Source organism: Nitrobacter sp. JJSN (genome assembly GCF_051912485.1).
Taxonomy (GTDB): domain Bacteria; phylum Pseudomonadota; class Alphaproteobacteria; order Rhizobiales; family Xanthobacteraceae; genus Nitrobacter.
Map to the genome: position 1 here is coordinate 527,658 of NZ_CP196822.1, position 24,235 is coordinate 551,892.

A 24,235-nucleotide genomic window follows, 5' to 3' on the forward strand; every position below is an offset into this window, starting at 1 on the left:
GCTCCTTCGATGTTGAATATCTGGAGCTTCAATCTCGCCTCGCAACGGACGCCTTGGCGAGGGAAACCCCCGAATACCCCATCTGAGCCCCTCCCGCCGTCGCCGCTGCGTCGACCACGTCATGGTGAAGTTCTCCGTCTCGGAGCGCTTTGCCTGCAAGGTTCTCGGCCAGCATCGCTCGACCCAGCGCAAGAAGCCGCAAAGCCGACCGGATGAAGAGGCATTGACGACCGACATCATCCGTCTGGCCTCACGCTACGGCCGCTATGGATATCGCAGGATCACGGCGATGCTGCGGTCCGAGGGTTGGACGGTGAATGCCAAGCGTGTCGAGCGTATCTGGCGGCGGGAGGGGCTGAAGGTTCCCCAAAAGCAACCGAAGAAAGGCCGGCTCTGGCTGAACGACGGATCGTGCGTCCGGCTTCGGCCCGAGCATTCTAACCATGTTTGGTCCTATGACTTCGTCGAGGGCCGGACCCACAATGGCAGGAAGTTCCGCATGCTCAACATCATCGACGAGTTCACCCGAGAATGTCTGGCGATCCGGATTGATCGCAAGCTCAACTCGACCAACGTCATCGACGTCTTGTCGGACCTGTTCATCCTACGCGGCGTGCCCGGCCACGTTCGCTCTGATAACGGGCCGGAGTTCATCGCTAAGGCAGTGCGGGATTGGATTGCAGCTGTCGGCGCGAAGACCGCGTTCATCGAGCCCGGAAGCCCTTGGGAGAACGGCTACTGCGAGAGCTTCAACTCAAAGCTTCGCGACGAACTGCTCAACAGCGAGATCTTCTACAGCCTCGCCGAGGCCAAGGTCATCATCGAGGCATGGCGACGCTACTACAACACCGAGCGACCACACTCATCGCTCGGATATAAACCGCCGGCGCCAGAGGCCATCGCCTGGCCTTCAAAGCCAGCCGGATCGCTTCCGCCGGCAGCGCAAGCAATGGCCGAAAAGCCCATCATGCATTAAGACTGAAAGTGGACCACCTCATAGGGGCAGGCCAGCATCACCAATATGTTCGTGTTTAGGTTTTCCGTACACACACCGATCATTCCGCCAGCTTGGGCGATTCCATCACGTCATCAACTCGGTTACGGTTTTCGGTACACACAATCGCCGGGAGCGAAGGCATATCAATTAAAGGCCAACAGCAGAAGCGCGAATTTTATTGCTCATGAGGCCGTCGCGCTCGACTCCTGTGCTAGAATCGCATCAAATTTTGGCAGCAAAACGATGCCGTCTTGATCGCTGACTGATGAATTACCTTTTGGAAGGCCGATGCGCGGTCTATTACGGCGACAAACTTGGGTATCGCTTCGCCGGTCTCAATCGATATTCACGCATCACCGTCGCTGCCCCCGAAATCGCACATTTGGCCATTGTCTGGCCATCAAGTTTTCGGAGACGGCTGCGGGGGAATTCGCCGTCAGGATAAGAGTTACCATACGATGTGGGAGAGCTGCCGATGATCCGCCGACTGTGGGTCGTAGCGTGGGCGTTGAGCCTCTTTTCTCTACTGGTTGTAGCCGGCGCCCAGGCTCAGACCGCACCGGCGACATCGCCCAATCCAGATGCGGCGCAGCGGGCAGCTTCTCCTTCGGGTGCGCCAGCCACCGCGCAGCTAACAAAACCGCCTGCGCCTCCACTCAACACGGCCGAGATTGTTACACGTGCCAACAAAAGTGTCGGCGTTGACATCGAGAAGAGTATCACCGGCTGGCAACAGGAGCTTTCGCGCCTGGAGGGCGACCTACAAAAGCCGCGCTTGAGCTATTCCGACCTGAACGACTTCCGTGACAAGCTCCAACGCGTTCGCGGCGAGATCGGGAGCTTCCGAACGCATCTTGAACCTGCACTCGCGGCCGCCAAGGAGCAATTGGGCTTGCTCGGGCCGGCACCGGCTGCCGGTCAACCACCCGAGCCAGACGACGTAGCACGAAGTCGGGCTGACCGGACCTACTACCACGGGGTGTTGACCGGAGGTCAGAAAGAAATCGACTCCGCCAACCTGCGCATCGACAGGCTCATCGATACCATCCAAGAAATTCGCCGAAAGAATTTCGCGACACGCCTGTTGCAGCCCCTCCCGGGCATCTACTCGTCGGAGACCTGGTCGAGAGTACCGGACTATGTCCCATTAGCCACATACCGTGTTCGCGACATCATGGCCGACTGGTGGCGCAGTCTCCGCGATCAGGACGAGGTGTTGCTCCTCGTTTTCGAAGCCGGACTGCTCCTGCTCGGGCTCGCTTTTGCCGCCGCCTTCGGGACCTGGAGGTTGCGCCGCCGGCGGACCGAGGACGTTGATCAGCCCTTCTGGCGACGGGCTGCAGTCGCCGGCGCCATCGCCTTGCTGTGGATATTGCCGGTCGTGGTGCCGATCGCTTTCCTCTACGGGCTCGTCGCCGACACGCATCAATTGCCTAAACGCGTCGATTGGCTGCTGTACTCAACTGCGCAATCAATCATCACCGTTTTCGCGGTCGGCGTGCTTGTCATCAGTGCGTTCGCACCGAGGATGCCGCATTGGCGGTTGATCCCCGTGTCTGATCGCACAGCACGTCGGATTTGCGGGCTTCTTCTAGCGCTCGCAATCGTGTACGGCGTGACCACTTTGCTCTACATAGTCACTCGTGTCGTGCAGGCTCCCTTTGCGCTGACGATCGCGGTTGCACTTCCGTCGAGCCTGCTTGTGGCCGGGATCATCGTTGCCATCCTTCTTACGCCGCTGGAGGGGCAGCATCAGGACCGAAGCCTCTCACCGCGGCTGCTCGCCGTGCTGCGGGCTCCTATTTGGATTGCAGTCGTCGCAATCATCATATCGGCACTTGCCGGGTACTTGGCGCTTGCTCGGTTTCTCGCGCAACAATTGGTCGTGACCGGCTCCATTATGGCGTTTGCCTACCTCCTGCTGTTGTGGGTCGATGGACTAATGCAGGGCTTGGGCGACGACCGCGCAGCGACAGGCCGCTGGCTCAAGGAAAGCTTTGGTGAGCAACACCGGCGGCACGAGCAGTTGGCTCTGCCGATCGGCCTGCTCCTCAAGGCTTCTGTGATCATACTGTCCGTGCCCCTCATTTTGCTCCAGTGGGGTTACAGTTGGCCGGAAGTCTACGACTGGTACACGCAGCTCTTCTTCGGTTTCCGGGTTGGCAACACCCAAGTATCCTTTGCGGTGCTCCTCGCGTCGGTGATCGTGTTCGGGCTCGCCTATGGTGCCGCGCGACTTTTCCAGGGCTGGCTCGATGAGCGGGTTCTCAAGGCGGCGGGTATTTCGGGCGGCCTCCGCGATTCGATTCGCGTTGGAGTGGGATACGGCGGCGTCGTCATCGCAACGCTCGTGGCCTTCTCTTACGCAGGCTTCGACCTGTCCAATCTCGCGATCCTGGCCGGCGCATTCTCCGTCGGTATCGGTTTCGGTCTGCAAAGCATCGTCAACAATTTCGTGTCAGGGCTGATCCTTCTGGCTGAGCGCCCCATCAAGATCGGTGACTTGGTCGTCGTCGGAGGCGAAGAAGGTTATGTTCGCAAGATCAGCGTTCGTTCGACCGAGGTCGAGACCTATGAGCGAGCGAGCGTTGTGATTCCGAACTCCTACTTCATCACGGAGAAGGTGAAGAACTGGACATTGCGCGACAACAAGCGTCGCATCGCGATCCCGGTTATTGTTGCGAATGGCTCCGATCCGCGGGCGGTCAAATCGATTCTGCTCAAGGTCGCGCAGGACCATCCCAGTGTCCTGACACTGCCTGCACCGTCCTTCGATTTTGAAGATTTTGGGTTAGACGGCCTCACGTTCAAACTCTACGCCTTTGTCGATCTGCGCGCGGGTGGCAACGTGGCCGCTGATCTAAGGATCGCCATCTTGGAAGCCTTCAAGGAGGCCGGGATCTCGATCCCGTGCCGGCAGGCGGAGGTCACGCTGCAGACCATCGACTTGTTGCGTGAAACGGCGGAATATCTCTCAAGTGACGCTCGCAAGACAAGGGTCGAAGCCAAAGGGCCTGCTGCAGGACAGCTTGCCAATCTACCAAGACAGTCGGCAAATCTCGTCAGACCCTAAGGATCCTATCAACTTCGTGAAGAGCGTGATCTGGGTTATCGACGGCGTGCTGGTTATCTCTGACAAGATCGTCAGTTTGATTCTGCCCGGCAAGATCACAATTGCGTTTCATTGAGAACCCCGCTCCGGCGGGGTTTTTATCGTCTGAGGCGGCCTTACTTCGCTGCTTGTCGCGATGATGGGTGTAAACCGGCGCTGAACAAAGCCCCTTGAAGCTGCAGCGGTAACTTCTTGTGACAAGTAACCGAATCTACGTCAGAGTGGGGTCACGATCGGCGCCGATCGTGACCCCACTCCGATCGGCTTTTTTCGATTGTCTTTATGGCGTTACTGCCGGCACCTGCAGCGATCTGACCCCTGCGCCGATTCACACGATGCACTCCGGGAAGCAGTTTCAAGTCTTCAACGGATGCCTGGTGACCCAACCTTTATCCACCGTCAGGGTCATCGTTGAGCGAGATCGGGCGTGCTCGATCTTGGTTTGGCCAAAGGTCAGCATCGAAGCGTGGCGTCGCCATTACAATACCGAGCGCCCGCACTCATCGTTGGACTACAGGCCCTTCGGCGGCAGAGGCCGGGCAATGGCCGGCTCCGCTACGCGGAACAGCTTCGCCGGCCGCACCAGAATGGCGCCAAAACCGATTATGCAGTAACATTCAACTCGGACCACCCGTGGTGCGCCGGCCATCAGTGGACGAATCAAAGGCGGAATGATGACTAAGAAGAGCAGTGAACGCCCACGGTCCGAGCCTGAAATTATCCTGCCAGGTAATCAGCCCGATTCTGGCATCTGGGCCTCTAGGGTCCGGACTCATAACCAGTAACTGACAGCCGCAGCGATGCAGACGGCTGCGAGGAAATTGATTGCGAGACGATCGTATCTGGTGGCGATGCGACGGAAGTCCTTCAGGCGACAGAACATGCGCTCGATGGCGTTGCGGCTTCGATAGAGGACGGGCGAGAAGCAATTCTTCCAGCCTCGGTTCGCCTTGGGCGGGATGTTCGGCATCGCACCCTTTCCCTCGACCTGTCGGCGGATGGCATCGCTGTCATAACCCTTATCGCCGTGCAGGATCGCGGAACGTGGCATTTCTTCGAGCAGAACCGCTCCAGCGGTGCAATCGGCTATCTGACCCCCGGTCAGCAAGAACGCGACGGGACGACACTCGGCGTCGGTCAGAGCATGGATCTTCGTGGTCCGCCCGCCGCGCGATCGGCCGATGGCCTGCTGATGTTCCCCCCTTTGCCGCCAGATGCGCATCGATGCGCCTTCACGGCCGAGCTATCGATCAGGACCTGCGCAGGAGGTCCGCCGGCCGTTGCGAGTGCCTGGAATATGTCTGCCCATACACCCTTCGCTGCCCAGCGGACGAAGCGATTGTAGAGTGTTTTGCGCGGACCATAGACCTCCGGCGCATCGATCCAGCGCCCACCGGACTTCAGCACCTGGATGATGCCGCTGATGATCCGCCGATCATCGACCCGTGGCTTGCCGCGCGTATCGTTAGGCAGAAGCGGCTTGAGCCGAGCGAACTGATCCTTCGTTAGCCAAAAGTAATCGCGACTCATGAGGGGCCTCCTGTCGGAGACCGTGAATCATAAACTCAGCGCGGAAGGAATAATTTTATGGGTCCCGACCCTAAGACGACACACGGAACTCACCGTATCTATGTCACAAGGCTTGGCCCATTCGGGATCAACCTTTTTGCTGCGGCAATAATCGGCGCAATTTTTATGCTAGCCGTCGTTCTTCTGCTTGGCTTCTTTTTGATCTGGATACTCCCTTTAATAGTGACATTGATCATCATTGCGGTCGTGATCCGTTTCGCGCGTCGAATTTTCACCGACAATAAGTAACCGCATAAGGCGGCTGTGCCTAGCGCATATCAAATCCGACGTCAGAATGCTGGCAAGCCTTGCGGCAGATCGCGATCATCGACATCATACGCAAAAAATGCAGAAAGAATTTCAGGAAGCGTGCACGGTTGAGCATACAATCGGCGTGCGGACGCATCATCGGGATAGTGCAGATAGTTTGTGGAAGTGAACGACGTCGAAATCGTCGAGACGCTTGACGACCTCGTCCAACATCGTGACGTGATAAGGCATCATGTCGCGAACCGCCGGATCGAGACACAAAACTACGAAGCTGAGGACCGCCGTCGTTGCAGCTACCGGACCTTATCGATCACGTGAGGGATTTTCCGGCCGTGCGCGTTTTTCTGTTCCATCGTGAGCGCCGACCCAGGCTGCGGTCACTGCTCGAACGAGACTGAGCGACCCGGTCGCGCCATTGAACTCGCCTTTTTCGAAGTCGCCGGCCTGCCCCATCTGATTGGTAACGTGAGCGAAGCAAACCACATCTTTCTCGCGCGCTGTCGCAAATGCATAAAGTGCCGCAGCCTCCATTTCGACGGCTAAAATTCCCTCAGCTCGTGCTGCTGCGATCTGTTCGGTAGTCTCTCGGTACGGAGCGTCAGTTGTCCATGTCGCGCCTCGGTGTACCGGTTCGCCGATATGGGCGAGGCCGCCTTCAATTATTGCGATAAGCGCGGGATCGGCCGTCGCATAGTCGTTGTTTGCTGGCAGATAGTGATAGCTCGTTCCTTCATCCCGAAGCGCGCGATCGATCAGAATGAAATATGGCGGCGGCCGAATTGCAGCGATCTGGCCCGACGATGTGATGCTAATCAGCAGCTGACAGCCCGCGGCGAACATCTGCTCGGCCAACAAAACGGCATATGCTGAGCCTACAGCGCAGCCAATAATTCCGAGCTTTCGCCCGCTCTGGCTGAAGGTGAACATCTCGCTATGATAGCAAGCCCATGCCTCAAACGGCTCGGCAAGGCCCCTTGCTCGAAGGTGGCGGAGTATGTCCCCGTCTGGATCGAGAATACAAACATCCGGCACCGCCAGATCGGGGATAGTCTTCTGGCGCCGCGCCTCGCGCAGTAGATTTTCTGGCGTGAAGAATGAAGGCGCCTGATGATGCTTGCCACGTATGATTGGTGGGAGCGGATGGGAGGAAAGACCGCTACTCTTATTCACTATGAATCTCGCCGAAAGATATTGAACTGAAACGCCTGAACTGATCCCCACGGTGTTCCGTGAGAATGCTTGCGGGTTTCGCGATGGACGAATGAGGGCCCGAGCGTCTGGCCGAGGCTATCCGCGTTATGACGCTGCACCAGCAAACCGCTGCAATTCTCGGGACCATCGGGCGCAAATGTAGCGATGATCACATGCCCGCCGACAACGAGGGCGCGTTTCAAGCGATCCACGTACGCGCGCCGGTCGGTTTCTGTAACCAAAAAATGGAACGCGGCGCGGTCATGCCATACGTGATAGGTTCGGGCCGGCGTCCAGGTGGTGGCGTCGGCTACAAGCCATTCCACCCTCTCGCCAAGTTTGCCTAACCGCTTGTTGGTTATATCAATGGCAACGACAGAAAGATCGAGAACCGTCACATCCTCAAAGCCGCGCGCCAGCAAACTATCCACGAGATTGGAAGCGCCGCCACCGACGTCGATGACGGATGCTTTAGGGCCGCCATACTGGACAATAAGCCCTAACGATGGCTCTGGATTTTCCTGAAACCAACTTACAGAAGTCTCTGACTTCGTCGAATACACAGTATCCCAGTGCTGCTGGCGGTTTTCAAGCTCGTTGATCACTGACACCTCTCTGTTCTTCTTAGGATAGACAATTTACGTCCCGAGGATCTGTTCACGCGCGTGATCACGATTTCTGCTGTCAAGGCCGTGTTGCCAAATCGGGAAACCGGTCTGACTTATGCGGCTAGCAGGTAAACCTGACCGGCGCGCCCAACAAGACATGAAGGTTGCAGTGCTTTGAATGAAAAAGCCAGGCAGGCGAGCCGGTCCGCCTCCCGGCGGGCTTCCCTGGCGCGTTCAGTCAATGATCTGAACTTCGATGGACTCCCGATGCGGACCCGAATATGACCTATCGGACGTCGCATGTGGAGCACCGCGATGCCCCGTACCTCATAGATTTGGCGACCGAATGGCGGCGCGGCGCAGAAGGGCCAAGGCCCATAACGGCTATGCTCGCGAGACCTTCAGGCAGCCCCGAGATCAAGGTCGGATGCGACATGTATGCTGCGTTCGGCCATCGGTCGAGGAATGCTGTCGCCAAACTGCTCGCGTGCCTTTGTCGGGATGCCAGCCTTGGCTGATATGTCCTGCGGTCCGCATGCCAGTTCCTCGTCCGCAGAACGACATCACGCTGCTCATTGGGCGCCTCCGGCGGCTTCCGGCCGCTCAGCGGTCGCATCACTGCGTTCGGTAGCCATCTGCGTAAACGTCTTACCTGTTTGCTGAAGGACTGGATCGGCCTTCAAAAACCGAGCCAAGCGGGTCAGGATCACATCGCAATAGATTGGATCGAGCTCGACCCCGTAGCCGATCCGACGGGTTTTCGCGGCCGCGACCAGGGTCGATCCGGATCCGGCAAAACAATCGAGTACGGCGCCCTTGGGCTGTGAGGCGTCCAAATCGCGTCCGCAATCATCGCGACCGGCTTCACGGTGGGATGCATGGCGAGATCGGCATCGCGGGTCACCCCGAACGAGGTCGCGCCGGCATAGGTCCAGACGTTGGAGCGCGCGCGCCCATAGCGGCCCAGTTGAATGTTGTTGATATGGGCGGATGTCCCTGCCTTGAAGACATAGACGAATTCATGCTGCGACCGATAAAGCGAGCCCATCCCGGCGTTTGTCTTGGCCCAGACGCAGATGTTCTTCAGCTCGGAATAGACGGCTTCGCCAGCCTCCTGGATCTCGAGGGCATGTCGCCAATCCATGCACAAATAGTGCAGGGACCCGTCCAAGGAATAATCGGCCAGGTTCCGGAGCGCCGCGGTTAGGAACGCCACAAATTCACGCCGGGTCATCTCGCCAGAGGCCTGCACGAATTCGCGATGCTGGTTCTTGCCAAGCCCGGAGACATGCCCGTCGATCGCGACGTTATAGGGCGGGTCGGCAAAGACCATTTGCGCGCGAGCATTGCCCATCAGCGCCGCGAAGGTCTCGGGCTTGTGTAAACCGGCGCTGAACAAAGCCCCTTGAAGCTACAGCGGTAACTTCTTGTGACAAGTAACGGAATCTACGTCGGAGTGGGGTCACGGTCGGCGCCGATCGTGACCCCATTCCGATCGGCGTTTTTCGATTGTCTTTATGGCGTTACTGCCGGCACCTGCAGTGATCTGACCCCTGTGCCGATTCACAGTGGTGTCCTGGCCGTCGAGATGGAGGCGGCTGCTCTGTACGCCTTCGGCCGCCGCCAAAAGAGCGCGCGTCTTGTGCGTCGCCCACGTCACCAATACGATGGGACTAGCAGACCAAGACTTTGAAAAAGGTGAAGCGGACGGAACTGCGGACGCTTTGCGTCTTCTTGAGGCGCTGATCAAATCATCTTCTGGTTAGTACCTTGCATTCGCATCATCCGAACACCCACTAGGCCGTCCATCCGCTGTGGCTAGAAATCATTCCGGTCACCTGAATTTGATATGCCCGCGGCCTTGGGCTCTAACCACTGGCACAATCATTCAACCAGTGTTCACATGCCCCCTGCTAGTTGACCTTCCAAAGTTATGGAGGGTTCAATGCGTAAAATAACCTTTGCCCTTATGGGATTGTCGGCTCTTGGTATCGTTGCTGCAACCTCAACCACGGCAGGCGCCATGCCGATCTCGTCGCCTGGCATTGCTTCGACGAACGCAGAGCAAGTCCGTTACGTCTGTAACGAATGGGGACGCTGCTGGTGGCGGCCGAACCAACGATATTATGGCTATTACGATTACGCACCCAGGTACTACGCCCCCCGCTACTATGGTCTGCGCTTCTATGGCGGATACGGTGGCTGGCATCGCGGGTGGGGCTACCGCTGGTAACTACCACTCGCTGTGAACGACTCACGCGGACGCGACCGGCGAGTCGTCACGGCTGCGTGTTCGTATCAGTAAGCTGTCGTCACCGCGACAAAGCTGATCGGACTCGGGCGCGTCGATTCTTGACAGGCGAATGCGCTGCCCGTGAATTTCGAGCGTGTCGCCGTCAATGACGGATGCCTGCCCAGTCAGGCTTTTTTGCGAGAGCGGTCGTGGCCAGCATCGATGCGAGGGCGGCTAGGAGCAGTCGTGCCATCGGGCGATGATCAGGCCGCCCGGGTGCGGAATACCACGACCACAAACTGCGCCATCGCCAACACCACGACCAACGATCCGATGAAGCGCTGCGATATAGACCTTGCCGCCCACAAGCACGAGGGCTATTCCGCTTGGAAATAGAATGCTGCCGAGAATGTGAAGCCAGCCTTGAATCCGGGCCAGCGTCATTCGGCCTGCGGCCGGAAACACCCGGTAATAGAGGCCAAACAGAAACAGCAGTACGCCGCCGACCAGGTTGAGGTGGGCATGTGCCGGCGCAAGGACAAAGTTCTGCTGAATGGCGGCAAGTCTTTCGGCCGATCCGGATAAATGAACTCTTCGCCGCGAAGCCATCGCCCGTCGAAGCGGTCCCAAAACTGAATCGCGTCTAGCTGCACCGCGAACTCATACACACACCACGATCCGTCGCGTTGAATCCGCTCGCCTGCGGGATATCGGCGTTCCGGGTTATTTATGGAAACTCGTCGCGAGAGATCAATCACCATGACCGGATGAAATGGGGCTATGGTGATCATTACTGCATACTGAGAGAAACACCGATGGTATGTGCCTTGGCTGCCGTTGCGCCTGGTGTTCGCTTCAACGTCTTTGCAATCTTCGCGACACCGGCCTTTTGCTTCGCGAGCGCCTTGAGAGTGCGAACGTCGTCCTTCGACCACTCGCGGCGAACAGATGTTTTCTTCTTGGGCAAATCTTCACTCCTTCAATCGTGAACGCGCGGTTTAACAGATCGCGCGTTGTGCACAAGCCAACGACGAATGTCTCGCGCGAGACAGTTGACGAGGATAGCGATTCCTCAAGTACGACATGATAGGACCGCGATCTCTTACACCGATATTCACCGCCGCCGCGTTGGTGAAAGTCCTTCCGCTGCATCATGGAACGCCGCCGCTGTTAGCTTCTTCAATGTGGAGAGGGAATGACGACGGCATGAAGGCCAAGCAAATACGGCACCGCCTGACGCAACTGTCACGCGGGTGTGTGGATAAGGTGACACGCGACTACTTGACCGGTCACGTTGATGGTTATGCCGGTGCGGTGTATGTGCATGACGTATCGGTCGACGCGATGGCGAAAGCTGTAGAGCGCATTATCTTTGACCTTTAGCGCGTCGAAATGATTGAGGCGGTGTCATTTGCCGATATTTAGTCTGGCCTTGGCACCAAGCGGCCGTCTTTAATCTGATAGGAGACCGAAATGTCATCCGAGTCTTCGGCGCACTTTTCCCATTTTTGTGCTTCCGCGAGCCAGTAGTCACGCCGCTTAATATCAGTCTCAGCTTTCTCACGACACACCGCAGCTTCAGCGCGGCACGCAATGTAGTGATTCATCTTCGCGGTCATTTCGGAGTTTCCAAGCCCGGCGATACGCTGCGAAGCGCGAGTATCTTTGATGAAAAGTTCTCGCCCTTGCTAGGCTGGACCAAGGCGACAACATCAGCCCTGTATGGCAACGTGCCCCAAGGCATCCTCTCACAACGTATCGAAATGGTTGAGGCGATTGTTACCCAACGCTACGCCACGGCGGGTAAAGCACCACCCACAATCGTTTCAATGAGCAGTCTTTTTATTTCGGTGGCTGCAATCCGGGGGACGATAGCCACCGATCCAAATGCGAAGCGGCTTCTGCTCGGAAGGCCCGCTGCAAAAGGAGATCGCGAGCCGTGCCGTGCGGAATCTTTGCAGCCTCGTCTTTAAAGCGCTGAGCTTCCTCGTTGAGCAGCTCTTGGAAGGTTTTCTCGTGCGGAGAGCGTGGACCGAACCCGACGCATGAATATTTCGCCGTATGCGCCAGCTCCTTCCATGAGTGGCAAAATGTCAGCTTCGATATCGTCGTAGACCGCCGGACCGGCAAATCTGCCGCTGAAAATATGCGCGCCTCCTGAGGGCCATTGTTGCTCTGACCACGGATGTACTGGTAGAGCTGTGGTTTTCGGAGTCCCGCGGTCGATCAGTCAGCACGCGGGATGTTCTAATCTGTCCGCAACCGCCACTGAGAAAGTAACGACGACATTGCGAGTCAACAAGCTAATAACGATTGCGGCTGGGCCGAAAGTGCAACGCGAGTGCGAAAAGGAGCAGGTCGCGCGAGCTGCGAAGCTGAGAATTCAGCCCGCTTGGCGCGCGATCGGCAGGCTTCGGATATCATCTTGAGCATTGGACATACCTCAGAACTGGCGACGCCCGACACTCGGCGTTGGACGCGCATTCTGGGAAGCTATCGCACGCCAAATCACGTGCGCAGCGTTGCCGAGTTGGTGATCACGGCTTTGCCGCTCGTGACTTTATGGACGGCATCTTGGTTCACGTTCTCCCTTGGCCATGCTTGGGCTTCATTGCTTATCGCGATCCCAGCTGCTGGCTTTCTCTTGCGCCTGTTCATGATCCAGCACGACTGCGGCCATGGCACTTTTTTCGCCGATCGTCTGGCCAACGACTGGGTCGGCCGCGTCATTGGCGTGCTCACGCTTACGCCTTACGGCTGGTGGCGCCGCACGCATGCGATTCATCATGCCACCACCGGCAACCTCGACCGGCGCGGTATCGGCGATGTCGATACCCTGACAGTGCGCGAATACCAGGCCCGTTCGTGGTGGGGTCGTCTGAAATACCGACTTTACCGCCACCCGCTGGTCATGTTCGTGGTCGGACCAGCCTATCTGTTTCTCCTGCAACACCGTCTCCCGGTCGGCCTCATGCGCGACGGTTGGCAGCCTTGGGCCAGCACAATGACAACCAATCTCGCCATTGGCCTGATCGTTGCCGCGCTCACGTGGTTCATCGGAATTAAGGCGTTCCTGCTCGTGCACCTTCCGATCATACTGCTCGCCGCCACCGCCGGCGTATGGCTGTTCTATGTGCAACATCAATTTGAGCAAACCGCGTGGGAGTGCGACGAGCGGTGGAATCTGCATCAGGCCGCCCTATACGGCAGCTCACATTACGATCTTCCGGTATTACTGCGTTGGTTCACAGCCAACATCGGCATCCACCACGTGCACCATCTTTGCAGTCGTATCCCCTTCTACCGGCTGCCGCACGTGCTGCGCGACCACCCTGAACTGCACGAGGTCGGTCACATAACGCTCCTGCAGAGCTTTGGGTGTGTAAGGCTTGTGCTGTGGGACGAAGTGCAGTGCCGCCTGGTATCGTTCCGCGAAATCAGATGTAAACCGGCGCTCAACAAAGCCCCTTGAAGCTACAGCGGTAACTGTTTTCTGTGACCAGTAACGGAATCTACGTCGGAGTGGGGTCACGGTCGGCGCCGATCGTGACCCCACTCCGATCGGCTTTTAATGAGACGCGCACGCACCTGTCGTTGGACAAGGATGCGCCCCTATCGCGCACGGTTCAGAGAGCAGGGCGTATTCTTCGCCTTCCAATCCTGGGCGGGCTGCATCACCAATATATTCGGATTTGATTTGCGACAGGCACACCCCACTCCGATCGGCTTTTTTTCGATTTCTTTATGGCGTTACTGCCGGCACCTGCGGCGATCTGACCCCTGCGCCGATTCACAGCTCAACGACGGCTCATGCATCCGTCTGCGGCCGGCGCGGCCCAACCATGTCTGGTCCTATGACTTCGTCGCTGACCGCACCCACGATGGCAAGGCGTTCCGGATGTTGTGCATCATCGACGAATTCAGCCGTGAGAGCCTGGCCATCCGTGTCGCACGGAAGCTCAAGGCGACCGATGTCATCGAGGCACTCTGCGAGCTGTTTGTCTCGCGGGGCATCCCTGCGCACATACGTTCAGACAACGGCCCTGAGTTCATCGCCGAGGCGCTCCGGGATTGGATCGCCACCGTCGGAGCCAAGACCGCTTACATCGAACCCGGCAGTCCATGGGAGAATGGCTATTGCGAGAGCTTCAACGGCAAGCTGCGCAATGAACTGCTCAACGGCGAGATCTTCTACACGTTGAAGGAGGCCCAGATCGTGATCGAAAACTGGCGGCGTCACTACAACACGGTGCGTCCACACTCATCGCTGGGATATCAACCGCCGGCACCCGAGGCCCTCGTCTGGCCAGCACCAAAGGAGATAGTCAAAATGCAATCCCTAAACTAACATTCCAATCGGACCACTCCGTGGGGGCCGGTCACCAGGATCAGCTTGTCCAGCGTCAGATCCGACACCGCTCGACGGAGCCGGGTGTTCTCGGTCTCCAGTTCCTTCAGCCGCTTCACCTGATCGCCCTTCAGGCCGCCATACTCATTCCGCCATCGATAATACGTTACTTCCGTCACGCCTATCGCTCGGACTGCGTCTGCTACCTGCATATCAACCTGCCGCAGCTTCGCAACGATCTCTTCAGCTGTATGCCTCTTCCTTGCCATCGATCTTATCCTCCATCCGAAAAACATACTTCAGGGAGGACCACTTCAAAGGGGGCAGATCAATTGCCGACTCGACGATCCTCCGGCCGTGCTTGCTTCTTTCCGATGAACCGATCGAAGCTATTTGGTTACGACTGCGTCAGCTTCAAAGCGTCAAGCTCGCGCGTAAGGTGATGGAGGCTCGTCGCTTGCTCTACCCTCATCGGATTTGGCCAACATCAATGAAATCGACCAGATGATCCTGCACAGTTCTGTGCCTATTTGGTGGCTGCGAGTGCAGCAACAGGTCGACACCAATCGGCACGAAAGCCGGTGGCGACGCGGCGGACCGTTTACTGCATCTGAGACTTGCGATCCGTGTTCAGGAATACCGTGTTCTCTGGTTTCCATCCTCCACCAAGAGCCTGAAACAGGCTACTGGCGGCGAGCAACTTGGTTAGCCGTACCTGAACCAAGGCGTTTTCGGCTGTAAAGAGGGTTTGCTCCGTCTGCAGAACGGTCAGGAGGTTCACCGTGCCGCCGCGAAATTGCGTTTCCGAGACGTCGAAAGCTTTACGGGAGGCCGCAACGACCTGCGCCTGCAGCCGTTCCTGCAACGTATATTGATGCAGGGCGACGAGCGCTTTCTCGACATCCGCGAAGGCCGAGAGCACGGCCTTGCGATAGGCTTGCAGATACTGAAGCTGCAAGCCCTTGGCCTGCTTCAGTTGATTTTCCAGAAGGAAGCCGTCGAAAATCGGCTGGGTCAGGCCTGCGGCGAGCGTGTAATACCATGCGCCCGGTCCGAACAGCGCCGCAAGCGCCGCGCTTTGAAATCCGGATTGGCCGGTGAGCTGAATTTGCGGAAAGAAAGCGACGCGCGCCGATTCAACGCTGAAGTTGGAGGATGCAAGCTGCGCCTCCGCCTGGCGGATGTCCGGTCGCTGATACAGCAATTCCGAAGGCAGGCCGGGCGTGACACGCGGAACCGTGATTTGTGTCGTCGCTCCGCCGCTCACTTTGAAATTCGCGGGCGCGCGCGCCACAAGGACAGCGAGCGCGGCGATATTCTGTCGCAATGTCACCTCCAGCGGCGGAATGGCGGCCCGCTGAGTCGCCACCAGCGCTTCCTGTTGCGACAGTTCAAGTTGCGACGCCGTTCCGCCGGCGAACTGTTTCTTGATCAGTTCCAGAATCCGCTCCGCCGCGGCCAGATTCCGACGGACGACGCGGAGTTGATCCTGGGTCGCCAGTATCTGGAAATAGGTATTGGCGACCGTCACGATCGTGGAGAGGGTCACGACGTCGCGGTTGTATCGGGCGACCGTCGCATTCTCCTCGGCGGCATAAAGCGTCGCGCGGTTCTTGCCCCAGAAATCGATCATGTAGCTCGCGGTGAGGCCGACATTGTATTGCGAAAACTGGAACGAGGGCGTCGTGATACCGTTGGCCGAGGCCGCCGCGCTGCGTACCCGCTCGGCCGTTGCTGTTCCTGTCACCGACGGCAACAAGGGCGCTCCCGCAATGCCCGCTTGCGCGTCGGCCTGGATGATTTGCGCATAGGCGACGGCGATATCCAGGTTGGCGGTTTGCGCGGCTTCCATCAGCGACGTCAGTTCGCTGGAGCGAAATCCGCGCCACCAGTCCAGGGACGGGACGGCCGTGTCCGGGGCCGCGCGACTTGCCTCGCGGTATGTACTCGGGATTTCCAGATTGAGATCGGGTCGCTCGGAGCGGAGAATGCAGCCGGACAATGCCGGGCCGAGCAGCAACACAGAGAAAAAAGACGCAAAGCGTACCTTGCCGCCGAGCCGTTCGATCAAAGAAACCGACTTCAACGCAGCGCAGAACATTGGGCCCCCAAAACCACCTATCGCAATCGTGTCCCAGCGCCTCGGCATCTGCAACAAGGATATCTTCCCGGTGTCAATACCCTCCGCACTTTTCCGATCATTGTGGCTGTTGAAGCATCGTCATCTATTCACCCGATTGCAACGGGGCATCGAGAGCCCGTTGCGGGGGACCGCCCTGCCTGAGGCGCCGGCACCATAGCCGGAATCGGTCGATGTAAAGATAGATAACAGGCGTTGTATACAGCGTCAGCATCTGGCTCAGAATGAGGCCACCGACGATGGCGATGCCGAGCGGCCGCCGGAGTTCGCTTCCTTCGCCCATGCCGATTGCAAGCGGAAGCGCACCCAACATGGCAGCCATCGTTGTCATCATGATCGGCCTGAAGCGGAGCAGGCAGGCTTCGTAGATCGCATCGCGCGAGGAAAGACCGCGCGTGCGTTCCGCATCGAGCGCGAAATCGATCATCATGATGGCGTTCTTCTTCACGATGCCGATCAGCAGGATCACGCCGATAAGGGACATGATGCTGAACTCCGTGTTGAACGCCATCAGCGCCAGCAGCGCTCCAACGCCCGCGGACGGGAGTGTGGATAGAATCGTCAGTGGATGAACATAACTTTCATACAGGACACCGAGAACGATATAGATCGTGATCAACGCGGCAAGAATGAGATAGGGCTGGTTGCTGAGCGAATCCTGGAACACCTTTGCCGTACCCTGGAAGCTGCCGTGGACTGTTGCCGGGACGCCGATCCGGTTCATCGTTGCCTCGATCGTGGCGACAGCCGTGCTCAATGACACGTTCGACGGAAGGTTAAAGGAAATCGTGTTGGCGACGAGCAGTCCCTGATGGTTGACCGCGAGCGGCGCTGCGCCTTGTTCGAAATGGGCGACGGCGGACAATGGAATCATCGTTTCCTGGCGGGTGCTCACGGCAGAACCTGTTGAGGATGCTCCCCTGCCGGTGGCGCCGATCGAGTTAGTGGCGAGGTTCCGGGCGGCGTTTGCATTGGTGGAACTGGCGGAAGCCGATTGCCCGCTCGTGACGACCGTGCCGACGACGGCGTTGGTCGCCTGCGAGCCGCTGACGGAGCCGCCAGAGGTGCTGATATAGACATCCTTCAGCGTTTCCGGATTCTGCCAGTAGCGCGGCGCGACTTCCATAACGACGTGATACTGGTTGCGCGCGACGTAGATGGTCGAGACCTGACGCTGGCCGAATGCGTCGTAGAGCGTGTTGTCGATCTGGCTGACCGTAATGCCCAGCCGGACCGCGGCATCCCGGTCGATCACGAGATTGGACTCGAGCCCTTTGTTCTGCTGGTCGCTGTTGACATCGGTCAGCGTGGGCTCACGTTGAAGCGCGGACGCTATCTTGGGGGTCCATTCATTGAGTTCCTCCAGCGTGGGGCTCTGCAGGGTGTATTGGTATTGCGCGTTACTGGCGCGTCCCCCCGCACCAATGTCCTGGACCGCCTGCAGGTAGAGCGTTGCTCCCGGCACGACCGCGAGTTCGCGCCGCAGGCGGGCGATTACCCCATCTGCGGATAGCGTTCGCTTCTCGAGGGGTTTCAGCGCGACGAACATGAAGCCGGAATTGATCTGCCCGCCGCCGGTGAAGCCGACGGCCGTTTCGACCGCCGGATCTTTCGTGATGATCGAGACGAACTGCGCGAGTTTTTGCTGCATCAATTGAAATGAAATGCTCTGATCCGCCTGGATGACGCCGATCATGCGGCCTGTATCCTGCTGTGGGAAGAATCCCTTCGGAATGATGTCGTACAGGTAGAGATTGAGGCCGAGGATCGCGAGCAGGATCATCATCACCGAGCGCGGGCGCCGCAGCGCAACGTTGAGCGAACGCCGGTAGCCATTCAGCATTGCTGCAAAAACGTGCTCGCTCGCCTGATAGAGCCGCCCATGATTGCGACCGGATTCCCTTCGAAGGAGGATGGCGCACATCATCGGCGTGGTTGTCAGCGAGATCGCCAGCGAAATCATGATGGCGATGGAGATTGTCATGGCAAATTCGCGGAACAGGCGGCCGACGATGCCGCCCATCAGCAGAACCGGAATGAAGACGGCGATCAGCGACACGCTCATCGACAGCACGGTGAAGCCGACTTCCTTGGCGCCCAGCAGGGCGGCACCGAGGCGTGACATGCCGGCTTCGAGATGGCGCGTGATGTTTTCGAGGACGACAATGGCGTCGTCCACTACAAAGCCGGTCGCGACCGTCAGCGCCATGAGCGAGAGGTTGTCGAGGCTGTAGCCCATCAGATACATGACGGCGAAAGTTGCGACCAGCGACACCGACACCGCGATAACGGGAATCAGTGTCGCGCGGCCATTCCGCAGAAATGCGAAGACCACCACAACGACGAGAAAAATCGCGATCAGCAGCGTGAATTCGACATCCCGCAACGACGACCGGATGGTCGTCGAACGATCGACCGCGATATCGAGGTCGATCGCTGGCGAGACCGAAGCCCGCAATTGCGGCATCAACGCTTTCACACGATCGACAATGCCGATGATGTTGCGGCCGGGTTGCCGGTAAAGCACAATCAGGACAGCCGGCTTGCCGTTGGCGAGACCCGCATTGCGGAGATTCTCGACCGAGTCGCTTACCTCGCCGACGTCGGAGAGGCGGACCGCTGCCCCGTTGCGGTAGGCGATGATCAGCGACTTGTATTGCTCCGCCGTGTTGGCCTGATCGTTCGCGTAGATTTGGTAGCGCTGGTTGCCGACGTCGATACCGCCTTTCGGGCTGTGTGCGTTGGCGCTGGCGAGCGCGGCCCGCACGTCCTCAAGACCGATGCCATATTTGTAGAGCGCCTGCGGGATGAGTTCGACCCTGACGGCAGGCAACGAACTGCCGCCCATGACCACTTCGCCGATTCCGTCGACCTGGGAGAGCTTTTGCGACAGGACCGTGGATGCGGCGTCATAGAGCTGGCCGCGCAATAGTGTGTCGGATGTCAGCGTCAGCACCATGATCGGGGCCTCGGCGGGATTGACCTTGCGGTAGGTCGGATTTGCTCGCAGGCTGGTCGGCAGGTCCGCACGTGCGGCATTGATGGCGGCCTGCACGTCGCGCGCCGCGCCGTTGATGTCGCGGCTCAATCCGAATTGCAGCGTGATGCGCGTCGACCCCGCCGTGCTCGACGAGGTCATCTCGGTGACATCGGCGATCTGGCCGAGACGGCGCTCGAGCGGGCTGGCGACGGTGGTGGCCACGTTCTGCGGGCTGGCGCCCGGCAAGGTCGCCTGAACCAGGATGGTCGGGAAATCGACCTCCGGCAACGGGGATACCGGAAGCTGAAAAAAGGCGACCACCCCCACCGCCGCGAGCCCGAACGTGAGCAGGGTCGTCGCGACCGGACGGCGGATAAAGGGGCTCGACGGACTCACGGCTCGATTCCATCTGTCGCTTGCCGACCGCTGGACGACTGCCCCGAGAAGTGCAGCGAAAGGCGATCGGACCAGAGATAGATCACCGGCGTAGTGAACAGCGTCAGCAACTGGCTGACCAGCAGGCCACCGACGATGGAGATGCCAAGTGGATGCCGTAGTTCGGAGCCGGCGCCGGTGCCGAGCATCAGCGGCAAGGCGCCCAGCATCGCGGCCATCGTCGTCATCAGGATCGGCCGGAATCGTAACAGGCAAGCCTGATAGATCGCCTCTCGCGGCGGCCTACCTTCGTTCCGTTGGGCATCGAGCGCGAAATCGATCATCATGATCGCGTTCTTCTTTACGATTCCGATGAGAAGAATGATGCCAATGATCGCGACGACGGTGAGGTCCTGGTCGGCGAGCATCAGCGCCAATAGTGCGCCAATTCCGGCGGAGGGAAGCGTGGACAGAATGGTGAGTGGATGGATGAAGCTCTCATAGAGAACACCCAGCACAATGTAGACAGTGATAATCGCTGCGAAGATCAGAAAAATCTGATTTGAGAGAGATGATTGAAACGCCAGTGCTGCTCCCTGAAAACTGCTGATAACGCTTCGCGGGAGTCCGACATCGATTTGCACCTGTTTGATCGCGACGACCGCCTCGCCCAACGATGCGCCCGGAGCAAGGTTGAACGAAATAGTAGTTGCAGGGAACTGTCCGAGATGAGTGACTTGCAGTGGCGCTGTTTCTTCCCGAATCTTCGCGAGCACCGAGAGTGGTACCGGTGCGTTGCCGACCGAGGAGGGAAGGTAGATCGCGGACAGCGATTGTAGCGATGTTTGAAACGACGGATCGGCTTCCAGGATGACGCGATACTGGTTTGAGTTCGTGAAAATTGTCGAGACGATTCGCTGTCCGTATGAATCGTAAAGTGCGTTGTCGATGGTGGCGGGAGTGATGCCAAAACGCGCAGCCTGGTCGCGATCGATATCCACGAAGACCGCGAGCCCCTGCGCCGAGATGTCGCTGGTCACGTCTGCAAGCTGTGGAAGCTCGTTCAGTCTGTCGATCAGCTTGGGTGTCCATTCCGTAAGCTGCGCCGCGTCGGCGGCTTGAAGGACAAATTGATACTGTGTCCGGCTGACGGTGCCCTCGATCGTCAGATCCTGCACCGGTTGCATATAGAGGCTAATGCCGGGGAGGGAGGCCGTGAGAGTCTTCAGGCGCTGCATCACCGTTGTAATGCTGGATGTCCGCAGATCGTGAGGTTTGAGGTTGATCAATATCCGGCCGCTGTTGAGCGTCGTATTGGTTCCGTCCACGCCGACGAGCGAGGACAGGCTGTCGACGTCCGGGTCCTCAAGGATGACGGTCGCGAGCTGTTGCTGCCGCGCCGCCATCGCGGCGTAGGACACCGATTGCGGTGCTTCGGAAATGGCCTGGATAACGCCCGTGTCCTGAAGCGGGAAGAACCCTTTGGGAATAATAACGTAGAGTACGCCCGTCAGCGCGAAGGTGCTCAGCGCCACCAGCAGCACGACCGTCTGACGGTCCAGCACCCAATTGAGAGCGCGGCCGTAAGCCGCGATCAGCTGATCGGAGCCTTCGCGGCTGTAGCGTTGGAACAGGTTTTCGCGATCATCCGCCGCGGCTTTCAGAAGCTTGGCGCAGGCCATAGGCACCAGCGTCAGCGAGACCACGCCGGAGATGAGTATGGTGACCGACAGGGTGATGGCAAATTCCCGGAACAGTCGACCAACCACATTGCCCATGAACAGCAGCGGGATCAGCACCGCGATCAGCGAGACGGTGAGGGATATGATCGTAAAGCCGATTTGTTCCGAGCCGCGCAGGGCGGCCTGCAACGGTGTTTCACCCTCTTCGATATAGCGCGAAATATTTTCGATAACGACAATTGCGTCGTCGACCACGAATCCGGTCGCGATGGTTAGCGCCATCAAGGAGAGATTGTTGAGACTGAAGCCAAACAGATACATTGCACCGAGCGTTCCGACTAACGAAAGCGGCACCGAGAGGCTCGGGATCATGGTCGCCCGCGCGCTGCGCAGGAACACGAATATCACCAGCACGACCAGGATAACCGCGAGCGTAAGTTCGTATCCCACATCCCGAACTGATGCACGAATGGTGACGGTGCGGTCGGTGAGAACGGCGACGTTGATTGCGGCCGGCAGGGAGGCCTGCAGTTGCGGCAGCAACGCCTTGATCCCGGCCACCACGGAAATCACATTGGCGCCCGGCTGCCGCTGAATGTTCAGAATAATTGCCGGCACCTTGTTCATCCAGGCACCGAGCTTGTCGTTCTGCGCGCCATCAACCACATCGCCGACGTCGCCTAGCCGCACCGGAGAGCCGTTCTTGTAGGCGACGATCAATGACTGATAGCTGGCGGCGTTCCGGACCTGATCGTTGGCGTTGATTGTATAGGCGCGCATCGGCCCGTCGAAACTTCCTTTCGGCGTATTGACGTTGGCGTTGCCGAGCGTGGTACGGAGATCATCGATATTTAGACCGTAGGCGGCGAGCTTGCGAATGTCGGCACGAATGCGCACTGCCGGTCGCTGGCCACCGCTGATGCTGACCAGCCCGACACCCGGAAGCTGAGAAATCTTCTGCGCCAGGCGGGTGTCGGCGAAATCTTCCACCTGTGTTAGCGGCATCGTCGCCGAGGTCAGCCCCAGCGTCAGGATCGGCGCGTCGGCCGGATTCACCTTGGCGTAGATCGGAGGCGCCGGCAGATCGGAGGGCAGCAGATTTCCTGCCGCATTAATGGCGGCTTGCACCTCCTGTTCGGCGACGTCGAGGGATATGCTGAGACCGAATTGCAGCGTGATGACCGATGCGCCGGCGGAGCTCACCGAACTCATCTGATTCAGATTAGGCATCTGCCCGAGTTGGACTTCCAGCGGCGCCGTAACAGACGATGTCATCACGTCGGGGCTCGCGCCGGGATAAAAGGTCTGAACCTGGATCGTTGGATAGTCGACTTCGGGGAGCGCTGCGACCGGCAGGAAGCGAAAGGCAAGCAAGCCGGACAACATGATTGCGACCATTAGCAGCGTGGTTGCCACTGGCCGCAAAATAAAGGGTCGCGATGGGCTCATCGTTTCTGACCGCTATCCGAGCGCTGCTTCTTGCTTTCCGATTTGTCTGGTGCTGGATTGCTGCTGTTGCCTGCTTCCGTGCGAACGGCGATCTTCGCGCCGTCGCGTAGCTTGTCAGCGCCGTCGACGACGATGCGATCACCGGGGACCAGTCCCGAAAGGACCTCGACACGTTCGCCGTCAGTCACGCCGAGCACGACCCTGCGGACAGATACGGTGCTATCGGGGTTGACGAGATAGACAAAGGTACCCGGAACGCCGCGCTGAATACCGGCCGTCGGCATCACAGTGACTTCGTTATGAGTATCCACCAGCAGCCGGACGTTGACGAACTGATTGGGGTAGAGGGCTCTCGTATCGTTTGGAAACTGTGCCCGCAGTTTGATCGTTCCGGTGGTTGGGTCGATCTGGCTGTCGAAGGTTTGCAGTATGCCATCCGCGATTCTGTTGGCGCCGCTACGGTCGTAAGCGGTCGCGGGCAGTGTGGCGCCAGCCTGAATCCGCTTTGAAATAGCCTGTAGATTGTCTTCCGGCAGCGTGAAGAGAATGCTGATCGGTTGCAACTGGGTGATCACGACGAGGCCATTTGTGTCCCCTGGCGTCACATAGTTTCCCTGATCCACTTGGCGCAATCCGACGCGTCCATCGAGTGGCGAAACGATATGGCAATATTGCAGGTTGACCTGAGCTGCCTTCACCACTGCACGGTCAGCTTCAACCGTGCCCTGGTATTGGCCGACCAAGGCCACCTGGGTATCGAGCGTTTGATGAGGCACCGCATTCTGCGCAGCCAGGCCCCGGTAGCGAGTCAGATCAACCTGGGCGCCTTTCAGGAGCGCCTCGTCGCGCGTCAAATTTCCGTTTGCCTGGGCTAGCGTAGCCTCATACGGACGCGGATCGATTTCCGCGAGCAGGTCACCTTTCCTGACGTCCTGTCCCTCCTTGAATTCGATCTTCATCAGGTAACCGCTGATCTGGGTCCTGATAGTGACCGTGGCCAGCGAGGTGACGGTGCCGAGCGAGTTGAGGTTGATGCCGATATCGCCCTTGCCGACGGTCTCCGGGACGATCGACATTGGCGGAGCGCTCCCGCCGCTCCCCGCCGGTTGCGGTGCTTGTGTGCGCTGGCGCCACAACACAACGCTAGCGACAACTGCCAAAGCCAGCAGGAGGAGCCATGCGAGACGCCAGCGCGACTTGCGCCGAGGGGCCCTCGGGGCCTCGTCAAATGGAACCTCCTGATGAGGCTTTACCGGCTGATCCATGAACCTGCCATCGAGA

General features: G+C 58.7%; 15 protein-coding genes and 7 pseudogenes. 9 read left to right on the forward strand and 13 right to left on the reverse strand.

Annotated features, from left to right (window positions below):
* Positions 1 to 82: 82 nt before the first annotated feature.
* The 3 genes and pseudogenes from ACSZOQ_RS02720 to ACSZOQ_RS02730 form a co-directional block, all read left to right on the forward strand.
* Positions 83 to 976 (forward strand): annotated as a pseudogene (locus tag ACSZOQ_RS02720) (IS3 family transposase); the annotation flags it as partial.
* Between the two features lie 496 nt (positions 977 to 1,472).
* Complete coding sequence (locus ACSZOQ_RS02725; RefSeq protein WP_439924532.1) at positions 1,473 to 4,070, forward strand: mechanosensitive ion channel domain-containing protein; 2,598 nt, start codon at positions 1,473 to 1,475, stop codon at positions 4,068 to 4,070.
* A gap of 488 nt (positions 4,071 to 4,558) precedes the next feature.
* A pseudogene (locus ACSZOQ_RS02730) lies at positions 4,559 to 4,723 on the forward strand (integrase core domain-containing protein); the annotation flags it as partial.
* Positions 4,724 to 4,881: 158 nt separating this feature from the next.
* Here the strand turns inward: ACSZOQ_RS02730 and ACSZOQ_RS02735 are convergent.
* The 5 genes and pseudogenes from ACSZOQ_RS02735 to ACSZOQ_RS02755 form a co-directional block, all read right to left on the reverse strand.
* Positions 4,882 to 5,639 (reverse strand): annotated as a pseudogene (locus ACSZOQ_RS02735) (IS5 family transposase).
* A gap of 612 nt (positions 5,640 to 6,251) precedes the next feature.
* On the reverse strand, positions 6,252 to 7,118 hold the full coding sequence (locus ACSZOQ_RS02740; protein ID WP_439924533.1) for a nucleoside phosphorylase: 867 nt from the start codon (positions 7,116 to 7,118) through the stop codon (positions 6,252 to 6,254).
* Positions 7,118 to 7,744, reverse strand: coding sequence for a class I SAM-dependent methyltransferase (locus ACSZOQ_RS02745; RefSeq protein ID WP_439924534.1), 627 nt, complete (start codon positions 7,742 to 7,744; stop codon positions 7,118 to 7,120). The genes ACSZOQ_RS02740 and ACSZOQ_RS02745 overlap by 1 nt, the downstream gene beginning before the upstream one ends.
* 575 nt (positions 7,745 to 8,319) lie before the next feature.
* Positions 8,320 to 8,523 (reverse strand): hypothetical protein, encoded by a 204-nt coding sequence (locus ACSZOQ_RS02750; protein WP_439925932.1) that lies wholly within the window; start codon positions 8,521 to 8,523, stop codon positions 8,320 to 8,322.
* On the reverse strand, positions 8,454 to 9,146 hold the full coding sequence (locus ACSZOQ_RS02755; protein ID WP_439924535.1) for a DNA-methyltransferase: 693 nt from the start codon (positions 9,144 to 9,146) through the stop codon (positions 8,454 to 8,456). The genes ACSZOQ_RS02750 and ACSZOQ_RS02755 overlap by 70 nt, the downstream gene beginning before the upstream one ends.
* Positions 9,147 to 9,317: 171 nt before the next feature.
* On the opposite strand from ACSZOQ_RS02755, the pseudogene ACSZOQ_RS02760 reads away from it, so the two are divergent.
* Both ACSZOQ_RS02760 and ACSZOQ_RS02765 read left to right on the forward strand, forming a co-directional pair.
* Positions 9,318 to 9,513 (forward strand): annotated as a pseudogene (locus tag ACSZOQ_RS02760) (phosphorylase family protein); the annotation flags it as partial.
* Positions 9,514 to 9,692: 179 nt separating this feature from the next.
* Positions 9,693 to 9,980 (forward strand): hypothetical protein, encoded by a 288-nt coding sequence (locus ACSZOQ_RS02765; RefSeq protein WP_439924536.1) that lies wholly within the window; start codon positions 9,693 to 9,695, stop codon positions 9,978 to 9,980.
* Between the two features lie 60 nt (positions 9,981 to 10,040).
* On the opposite strand, the pseudogene ACSZOQ_RS02770 reads toward ACSZOQ_RS02765, so the two are convergent.
* The 3 genes and pseudogenes from ACSZOQ_RS02770 to ACSZOQ_RS02780 all read right to left on the reverse strand — a co-directional run.
* Positions 10,041 to 10,200, reverse strand: a pseudogene (locus tag ACSZOQ_RS02770) (thermonuclease family protein); the annotation flags it as partial.
* 14 nt (positions 10,201 to 10,214) lie between these two features.
* Positions 10,215 to 10,589: a hypothetical protein gene (locus ACSZOQ_RS02775; protein WP_439924537.1), complete on the reverse strand. Its 375-nt coding sequence runs from the start codon at positions 10,587 to 10,589 to the stop codon at positions 10,215 to 10,217.
* A gap of 181 nt (positions 10,590 to 10,770) precedes the next feature.
* Complete coding sequence (locus ACSZOQ_RS02780; protein ID WP_439924538.1) at positions 10,771 to 10,947, reverse strand: hypothetical protein; 177 nt, start codon at positions 10,945 to 10,947, stop codon at positions 10,771 to 10,773.
* A gap of 239 nt (positions 10,948 to 11,186) precedes the next feature.
* Between ACSZOQ_RS02780 and ACSZOQ_RS02785 the strand changes: the two genes are divergently transcribed.
* The 4 genes and pseudogenes from ACSZOQ_RS02785 to ACSZOQ_RS02800 all read left to right on the forward strand — a co-directional run.
* Positions 11,187 to 11,363, forward strand: coding sequence for a hypothetical protein (locus tag ACSZOQ_RS02785; protein ID WP_439924539.1), 177 nt, complete (start codon positions 11,187 to 11,189; stop codon positions 11,361 to 11,363).
* A 215-nt stretch (positions 11,364 to 11,578) separates the two neighbouring features.
* A complete protein-coding gene (locus tag ACSZOQ_RS02790) occupies positions 11,579 to 11,953 on the forward strand; it encodes a hypothetical protein (RefSeq protein ID WP_439924540.1) in 375 nt (124 codons plus the stop codon).
* 446 nt (positions 11,954 to 12,399) lie between these two features.
* Positions 12,400 to 13,452: a fatty acid desaturase gene (locus tag ACSZOQ_RS02795; RefSeq protein ID WP_439925933.1), complete on the forward strand. Its 1,053-nt coding sequence runs from the start codon at positions 12,400 to 12,402 to the stop codon at positions 13,450 to 13,452.
* Between the two features lie 324 nt (positions 13,453 to 13,776).
* Positions 13,777 to 14,328 (forward strand): annotated as a pseudogene (locus tag ACSZOQ_RS02800) (IS3 family transposase); the annotation flags it as partial.
* A 17-nt stretch (positions 14,329 to 14,345) separates the two neighbouring features.
* On the opposite strand, the pseudogene ACSZOQ_RS02805 reads toward ACSZOQ_RS02800, so the two are convergent.
* The 5 genes and pseudogenes from ACSZOQ_RS02805 to ACSZOQ_RS02825 form a co-directional block, all read right to left on the reverse strand.
* Positions 14,346 to 14,597, reverse strand: a pseudogene (locus ACSZOQ_RS02805) (transposase); the annotation flags it as partial.
* Positions 14,598 to 14,929: 332 nt separating this feature from the next.
* Entirely contained in the window at positions 14,930 to 16,429 is a 1,500-nt protein-coding gene (locus ACSZOQ_RS02810; RefSeq protein ID WP_439924541.1) for an efflux transporter outer membrane subunit, read from the reverse strand.
* 124 nt (positions 16,430 to 16,553) lie between these two features.
* Positions 16,554 to 19,844, reverse strand: coding sequence for an efflux RND transporter permease subunit (locus tag ACSZOQ_RS02815; RefSeq protein WP_439924542.1), 3,291 nt, complete (start codon positions 19,842 to 19,844; stop codon positions 16,554 to 16,556).
* Positions 19,841 to 22,954: an MdtB/MuxB family multidrug efflux RND transporter permease subunit gene (locus ACSZOQ_RS02820; protein ID WP_439924543.1), complete on the reverse strand. Its 3,114-nt coding sequence runs from the start codon at positions 22,952 to 22,954 to the stop codon at positions 19,841 to 19,843. Before ACSZOQ_RS02820 ends, ACSZOQ_RS02815 begins: the two co-directional genes overlap by 4 nt.
* Complete coding sequence (locus tag ACSZOQ_RS02825) at positions 22,951 to 24,030, reverse strand: efflux RND transporter periplasmic adaptor subunit (RefSeq protein WP_439924544.1); 1,080 nt, start codon at positions 24,028 to 24,030, stop codon at positions 22,951 to 22,953. The genes ACSZOQ_RS02820 and ACSZOQ_RS02825 overlap by 4 nt, the downstream gene beginning before the upstream one ends.
* Positions 24,031 to 24,235: the final 205 nt, after the last annotated feature.